Below are 7,038 nucleotides of genomic sequence, written 5' to 3'. Positions count from 1 at the left end.
GGATGATTGGGGTACCGGAGTTTTGACCGGAGATTCCTTGGCGAATTTATAGATGAAGACTGCGCAGGCCATTTCGACCAAGCCCACAGTGAAGAGACTTTGTCGCCATGAGAAATACAACACAAAGAAGGGGAAGATGATCCCGGCAAGAATACCCCCGAAGTTTACGCCGGTTTGCTTTATGCCCATGGCCGTAGCTCGGCCAACGGTGGGGAACCAGTCCAGGACACTTTTGCTGGTGGTGGGCGTTATGATGCCGCTGGCTAGACCGTAAAACAAGAGGATCAAAAGAGCAACTGGATAAGAGGAGGCATAAGCTAAGAGGGCAAAGAAAAAACCTATCAATGCGACCCCCAAAGCCAACATAAAGCGCACTCCAAAAAAGTCTGATATCAAACCAGCAGGCATTTGACTGAGAGAAGCTCCGATGGACAACGCGGAAATTAAGAAGCCGATTTGCACGGAAGTTAATTGGAAATCTTCCATAATGAAAGGGGCAAGGATTCCCAGGCTGGAAAAATTCATAAAACCAAACGCATGCACCAGCCATAAAACTCCTACGACAACCCAGCGGTAATGGGAGTGAAGAAAATTGGGCATAGATCTTCTTTACGATTCTTGGGCTTAATGTTATATATCTTTATCAATTTTACATGATAAAGCCAATGACTTTCTGCCATTCACTCCTGGGCGAAACGCAGGAAAGGAAGATTGGGCGAAAAAATTCATCACAAATTTAGGAGGTGCATATGTCCGTTTTAATCACCGGAGGGTATGGGCTTATTGGGTCAGAGCTGGCAAGAATGCTGGTGGAAAAGGGGGAAAAAGTTTGGGTATTGGATAAATGGCTGGTCCCTCAGCGTTTTACGGGAATCGAAGGGAAAATGACCATTCTTCAGGCCGATCTGGGAAATTTTTCTAAGATCCTCGAAGCTGTTAAAAAAAGCAGTCCCAAGGCCATTTTCCACCTGGGTGGCATGCTTTCCTTGCCATCCAACGCCGATCCCCAATCGGCCTTTGCAACCAATGTGGCCGGAACCTATCACGTATTAGAAGCCGCCCGCCTGTTCAACATTCTCAAGGTAATCTTCACCAGCACGATTGCGACTTACGGTTTGGACATTCAAAAACCGGTGATCAACGATTTTACTTTACAGCGACCCATAACCATGTATGGTTCCACCAAAGTTTTTTGTGAACTTTTGGGAAGGTTCTACAAAACAAAGTATGGAATCGATTTTCGCGCCGTGCGCTTCCCTTCGGTCGTTGGTCCGGGAGCCAAAACCGCTCATATCTCTATTTATAATGCCTGGGCCGTAGAGAAAGCCTTTTACGGAGAACCTTATGATATCTTCGTTACACCGGAAACCCGTTGTCCCGTCCTATACTTCAAGGATGCCGCCCGATCTCTCCTTTTGCTCGAAGCAGCCCCGGCAGAGGCGATCCAAACGGTCTGTTATCTCCTCGCCGGAATTAAGCCCATGAATTCCGCTGCCGAGCTTGTCGCTGCCATCAGAAAACACTTCCCTCAGGCCATTTTAAATTTCAAGCCCGACCCCCTGGCTATGGAATTCCACAGCAAATCCCAGGGAATCACCTACGATGACAGCCTGGCGGAAAAAGAGTGGGGATGGAAGCCGGAGTATTCGCTGGAAGGGATGATCGCCAATTTTTACGAAGAATTGAAGGGAAACCCAGAGCGTTATCGTTAAAAATCAGAAGTTTTTCGCAGATGGATAGGGGAGGTAACGAATAAGCCTCCGTTCAGGAGTTTATCCAAGGGACTCCCCAAGGGAAGAAAATTTGTAGGGGCGATTTCTTAAAACCGCCCCTACCTTTGCTGCTCCAGCAGCTATTTTTTCTTGGGACTAAGGATTGCTTTTAAGGCTGCGGCGGGGACAGCCTTCACTACTTTCTTGGCCGGAATCTTAAGAGGCTCCCCAGTTTGGGGATTGCGGCCGATTCGTGCTTTGCGGTTTTGGACCTTAACGGTGACGAAGCCAGGAAGGGCCAGTTTATCCCCTTTTTTGATAATTTTTGCCGCCAAGCCGGCCAGTTCGTCGAGAGCAGCATTGGCCTGCTTTTTAGTGATGCCGACCTGCTCCGCCAGATAGGAAACGACCTGATTTTTTGTCATGGGCATAAAACTTTTCTCCTTTCTGTTTTAATGGACAACAACCTATTTTTTTAAAAACGCACCCCAACGATCTCGTCTTTCCCTAAGTGAACAACCCACCAGAAAATCACCGGATGAGAACAAAATCTACCCTTCGATTTTTGGCCCAGGCAGCTTCATCCTGGCCCTGCTGGAGAGGACGTTCAAATCCATAACTGATGGTTTGCATCCGCTTGGAATTAATTCCCAATCCTTCCAAGAAATCTTTGGCTGCATCCGCCCTTCTCTGGCCAAGGGCCAAGTTATATTCCGCCGTCCCGCGCTCATCACAGTTTCCTTCAATTTTAATCCGCGCTTGCGGGTTGGCCTTGAGCCATTGGGAATTTTTTAGCATGATTTCTTTTTGGCCCTCGACAATGACCGCCTGGTCGTAATCGAAATAAATCGATTCCAGATTTATCTTCTTCAGAGCGGCTTCCCGGGCCAAAGCTTCTCTTTGGGCCGTCTCCTCCCTGAACGCCTTTTCCCTTAAGGATTTTTCCCGGAGCGTTTCCTCCCGCAGGGCCTCCTCTTTTATCTTCCTCTCCCGTTCCTGAGCGGCTAACTGATCCGGGGCGGGGGCTTCAAGTTTTTCTGCGGATTTTTCTTCTGGCTTAATTTCAGGGGGCTTCGCTTCCACCTTTAGGGGTGTAAAAGGCGTCGCCTCGGAATGGATAACTTTTTTCGCGCAGCCCACACCCAGCACTAAAATTAAGGCTAACATCACCAGCAATAAAATTCTGATGGTCTTCACTTTCTTTTCCCTTTCTCTATAGGCTTAAAAAGAGATTATAATCTGTTAAGGAACCTGTCAAGGGCAAAATTGAACGGATTATTGTTTTTCCCCTTGGCAGGAGAAGACGGGTTTGTTAAGGTAAGGGAAAACAAGTGCAGGGGAAAGTTGGAGGGGAATATGCGTGTCTTAGGGATCTACGGAAGTCCCCGCAAAGGAGGGAACACAGAATTGCTCCTGAAAGAGCTGCTGCGAGGGTGTCAGGACGTAGGAGCAGAAATCGAAGAAGTTTTTCTCCGCGCCTTGAAGGTTTCACCGTGCTTAGAAATTTACGCTTGTAAAAAAAACGGGCAATGCCCAATCCCAGATGATATGCAATCCCTCTACCCCAAATTAGTAGAAGCCGATGCCTTGGCTTTGGCTTCACCGATCTTCTTCTACGCGGTAAGCGCTCACGCTAAAGCTTTCATCGACCGCTGCCAGGTCATGTGGGCCAGGAAGTATCTGCTGAAGCAGCCCATTTCGCCTGGAAAACCCCATCGCCGAGGAGTATTTCTGTCCGTGGGAGGGTCCAAGGGAAGCAAGATATTTGACGGCCCCCTACTGACCATGAAGTATTTTTTTGATTCTCTGGATATGACGTTTTACCGATCCTTACTTTTCCAGAACATCGACGCGCAAGGCGATATTTTGAAACATCCTGCGGCAATGGCCGAAGCGTATGCCTTGGGAAAGGAATTAGTCCTGGAGAGTTCGTGTAAATAAGATTGCGGATTGCGGACTTCGGAATGCGGAATAAAGAATATCCAGTTTGGAGTTTGGAGAAGATTAAAAATCTTGGTCAATAAATCAAGAAGAAAACAAAGAGATATTGGGCCGACGGAAAAAGACAATCCTGTTTCGCTTGATATTGATGTAGCCTCGGCCCTAAAGATCGCAGAGATCATAAACCGCCAAGACCAAAAAGTCGCTCTGGCCGTCCGGTCGCAGTTAAAGGCCATTGCCCGGGCAATTACAATGGTCCAGGAAGCGCTGGAGCAAGGAGGAAGGCTTTTTTATGTCGGGGCAGGAACCAGCGGGAGGTTGGGAGTGTTGGACGCCGCGGAATGTCCCCCGACCTTCGGAGTTTCCCCGAAAAAAGTCCAAGGAATCATCGCGGGGGGCAAGAAAGCGCTATGGAAGTCAGTGGAAAAAGCAGAGGATAACCTGCGAGCCGGGGTTGAGGTTATCCGCAGGGCTCGGGTTCAAGCGCAAGACATCGTCTGCGGAATCAGCGCATCGGGAAAAACGCCTTTTGTCCGCGGAGCTTTGGCTGAGGCTGCAAAAAGGAAAGCCCGGTGTATTTTGATTACCTGCCACCCATCGCCCCCGATTGCCCCTCAAGGAGGGGTGGTCATCAACCCCCCCATTGGGCCAGAAGTCATCGCCGGCTCTACCCGGCTGAAAGCCGGCACCGCAACCAAGATGATCCTGAATATGATTTCCACCGGGGCAATGATCCGCCTGGGAAAGGTTTATGGCAACTTGATGGTGGACGTGAGGCCTACCTCGGCCAAGCTCAAGGACAGGGCCGAAAGGATTATTATGACCGTTTTGGGATGTTCCCGGTCTCGCGCCCAAAGGCTTTTACAATCAGCGAAAAACCAGACGAAGGTAGCCATTGTCGTGGGGGCCAAAGGTTGTAATGTCCGCGAGGCCGAACGATTGCTGAAGCAGGAAAAAGGGCTCTTGAGGAAAGTGCTTTGAAACGCCTGCAAAGGATCTGGCAGAAAAAAAGCAGGATTGCCCTGGGAATGATGGCGGGAACTTCGACCGATGGGGTGGACGTCGCCTTAACCCGGATATCGGGAAGGGGATTAGCCAGCAGCGTGCATCTTTTATCTTTTGCAACCTACCCCTTTTCGGCCCAAATGCGCAATCGGATCCTCCAACTTCTCTCGGCCCGTACGGAAGAGATTTGCGAAATGAATTTCATCGTGGGTGAAATCCTGGCGGATTGCGCTTTAAAGCTTCTTCGTCATGCGGGCTATAAACCCGAGCAGATCGATTTCATCGGGTCCCATGGACAGACCATTTATCACCTCAGCGGAGCTGCCGGCCGGAGGAATTCGACTTTGCAGATCGGGGAGGGCGCAATCATTGCGGCCCGAACGGGCGTGATCACGGTCTGCGATTTTCGACCGGCCGATATTGCCGCTGGAGGAACCGGTGCCCCTTTAGTCCCCTATGCCGACTTTGTTCTTTTCCGGAAAAAAGGGAAAGTCCGGGCCTTGCTGAACCTCGGCGGGATCGCCAACGTAACCATCGTCCCCGCAAGACTGGAAGAAGTGATCGCTTTCGACACGGGGCCGGGCAATATGGTGCTGGATGGGCTGGTTGCCTTAAAATTCCAGGGAAGAAAAAGATGCGATGTTGACGGCCAAATCGCCGCCAGGGGAAAGGTCGATAAAAACCTTCTCAGGGATTTGATGCGCCATCCTTATTTAAAACGCCAACCACCCAAGTCCACGGGAAGAGAAACTTTTGGGGAGGGTTTGGTAAAGAGCCTGTGGGAACAGGGCAACGGTATGCCGTTTGCAGACCTTATAACTACGGCCACGTACTTTACCGCGGCGGCAGTCCATCGAAGTTTCCTGAAGTTTATCTTTCCCAGCTTTAAAGTGGATGAGATTTTCGTCTCTGGCGGAGGAAGGCACAACCGAACCCTCATGGCTTTTCTTGTAAATCTTTTCCGCCCTATTCCCGTGCGCCCATTAGACGAATTGGGTATTCAGGGGGATGCCAAAGAAGCCGTAGCCTTCGCTCTCTTAGCCGATGCGACGATCCAGGGCATGACGGCCAACGTTCCCCAGGCGACCGGCGCTAAGCGGCCAGCAATTTTGGGGAAAATCATATTATGAAGTTGGAAAAATAGACTTAGCAATCTGCAATGATAATAACAACTTGAATGACGGAAGGTAACAAAGTGGATGAAGTTTCCTGGGAAAAAAAGTTCATAGCAGTCCAAGAAGGGATATCCCTGGAAGATTATCGAGGGCGAAAAAACAATATTTTGGTCATTGCGCCCCATCCGGATGACGATGTGTTAGGCGCGGGGGGCACGATGGCCGCAGCGTCTCATCAGGGAAAAGGAGTTTTTGCGGTTTATATCACGGACGGCCGCAACAGTCCCCGAAAAGATAAAAATATTTCCGATGATGAGATGGCGGCTCTAAGAAAAAAAGAAGCGCTGACGGCCTTAAGGGCCGTAGGAGCCGTGGGCGGTTTCTTTCTGGAAAAGCGGAGTGGAGAATTGGCCGGGGGAGTGAAACAGGAAGTGGAGGAAACCTTGATAAGGATCTTTCAACTTATCTGTCCGGAGGAAGTTTTCCTGCCGGCTCCTTACGAACGCCACTTGACCCATCAACTTTGCACCCAGTTGAGCATCGAAGCCCTGCGGATGGATTCCAATTTGAAACCCAACCTTCTGGGATACAGTCTCTGGGGGTGCTTTTGGGGAGTGCGCAGGAGGATTGTGCGGGACATTACCCCCATCATCAAAAGAAAAGTAGAAGCGGTTCTAGCCCACTCCAGCCAGGTTGCCTATAAAAATTATCAGCAAGGGATTTTAGGCAAGAACAATTACGAAGCCATCTTTTGGGAAAGCCACGAAATCCAAAAAGCCGCCTTCGTAGAAATTTTTTTGGATATGAATGAACTTTTAGAAAATAGGAACTTGACCCTGGCAGCCTTTATCCGGCAGGATGTGGAAGCCTTTATCCAGGCTTTCGGCCTATCTTGAACTTTAAGGATGTTTTCCGTTGTCTTTTCTTGCCCACCCTCATTTTTAAAGGTTGCGTTTTCATTCCTGGTGGTACTCCGGTCCGGGCGGAGAGGGCGCCTGGCTTTTTTATTGACAGCCTGGTCGGGAAATGGTAAGAGGCAAAGACAAAGAAAAAATCTTGTAGGAAAGGAGGAGGTATGAATCGAAAAAAAAGACTGGTTTTCATAGTTTCTCTTCTATGCATTTTCGGGTTATTGGTTTTTGGCCCAGCCCGAGTTGCACCGGCGGAAACCATCAACATCGGCTATACCGGGCCTCTGAGTGGGGGGGCTGCCAAGTATGGCCGCAATAACCTGGAAGGACAGGAGATGGCCGTTGATGAAATAA

The 7,038-nt window shown here is 49.6% G+C and carries 9 protein-coding genes; 6 read left to right on the top strand and 3 right to left on the bottom strand.

The features are described 5' to 3' along the window. Positions 1 to 600, bottom strand: a 600-nt coding sequence (locus Q7V48_05780; protein ID MDO9210246.1) for an MFS transporter, incomplete at its 3' end; no start/stop codon positions are given. 149 nt (positions 601 to 749) lie between these two features. On the opposite strand from Q7V48_05780, the gene Q7V48_05775 reads away from it, so the two are divergent. Then, on the top strand, positions 750 to 1,712 hold the full coding sequence (locus tag Q7V48_05775; protein ID MDO9210245.1) for an NAD-dependent epimerase/dehydratase family protein: 963 nt from the start codon (positions 750 to 752) through the stop codon (positions 1,710 to 1,712). Positions 1,713 to 1,852: 140 nt separating this feature from the next. Here Q7V48_05775 and Q7V48_05770 read toward each other — a convergent pair whose 3' ends face one another. Both Q7V48_05770 and pal read right to left on the bottom strand, forming a co-directional pair. Then, positions 1,853 to 2,137, bottom strand: a complete 285-nt coding sequence (locus Q7V48_05770; GenBank protein MDO9210244.1) for an HU family DNA-binding protein — start codon at positions 2,135 to 2,137, stop codon at positions 1,853 to 1,855. A gap of 106 nt (positions 2,138 to 2,243) precedes the next feature. Next, a complete protein-coding gene (pal, locus tag Q7V48_05765; protein ID MDO9210243.1) occupies positions 2,244 to 2,909 on the bottom strand; it encodes a peptidoglycan-associated lipoprotein Pal in 666 nt (221 codons plus the stop codon). Positions 2,910 to 3,068: 159 nt separating this feature from the next. On the opposite strand from pal, the gene Q7V48_05760 reads away from it, so the two are divergent. The 5 genes from Q7V48_05760 to Q7V48_05740 all read left to right on the top strand — a co-directional run. Then, a complete protein-coding gene (locus Q7V48_05760) occupies positions 3,069 to 3,653 on the top strand; it encodes a flavodoxin family protein (protein MDO9210242.1) in 585 nt (194 codons plus the stop codon). A 72-nt stretch (positions 3,654 to 3,725) separates the two neighbouring features. After that, positions 3,726 to 4,634 (top strand): N-acetylmuramic acid 6-phosphate etherase, encoded by a 909-nt coding sequence (gene murQ / locus Q7V48_05755; protein MDO9210241.1) that lies wholly within the window; start codon positions 3,726 to 3,728, stop codon positions 4,632 to 4,634. Beyond that, entirely contained in the window at positions 4,631 to 5,788 is a 1,158-nt protein-coding gene (locus Q7V48_05750) for an anhydro-N-acetylmuramic acid kinase (protein ID MDO9210240.1), read from the top strand. Before murQ ends, Q7V48_05750 begins: the two co-directional genes overlap by 4 nt. 65 nt (positions 5,789 to 5,853) lie before the next feature. After that, positions 5,854 to 6,669 carry a PIG-L family deacetylase gene (locus Q7V48_05745; protein ID MDO9210239.1) on the top strand — a complete coding sequence of 272 codons (816 nt, stop codon included), beginning with the start codon at positions 5,854 to 5,856 and terminating at the stop codon, positions 6,667 to 6,669. Positions 6,670 to 6,848: 179 nt separating this feature from the next. Beyond that, on the top strand, positions 6,849 to 7,038 hold a 190-nt coding region (locus Q7V48_05740; protein MDO9210238.1), incomplete at its 3' end, for an ethanolamine utilization protein EutJ.

The sequence above is a fragment of the Deltaproteobacteria bacterium genome (genome assembly GCA_030654105.1).
Taxonomy (GTDB): domain Bacteria; phylum Desulfobacterota; class SM23-61; order SM23-61; family SM23-61; genus JAHJQK01.
This window is presented reverse-complemented; position numbering and strand designations above follow the sequence as displayed.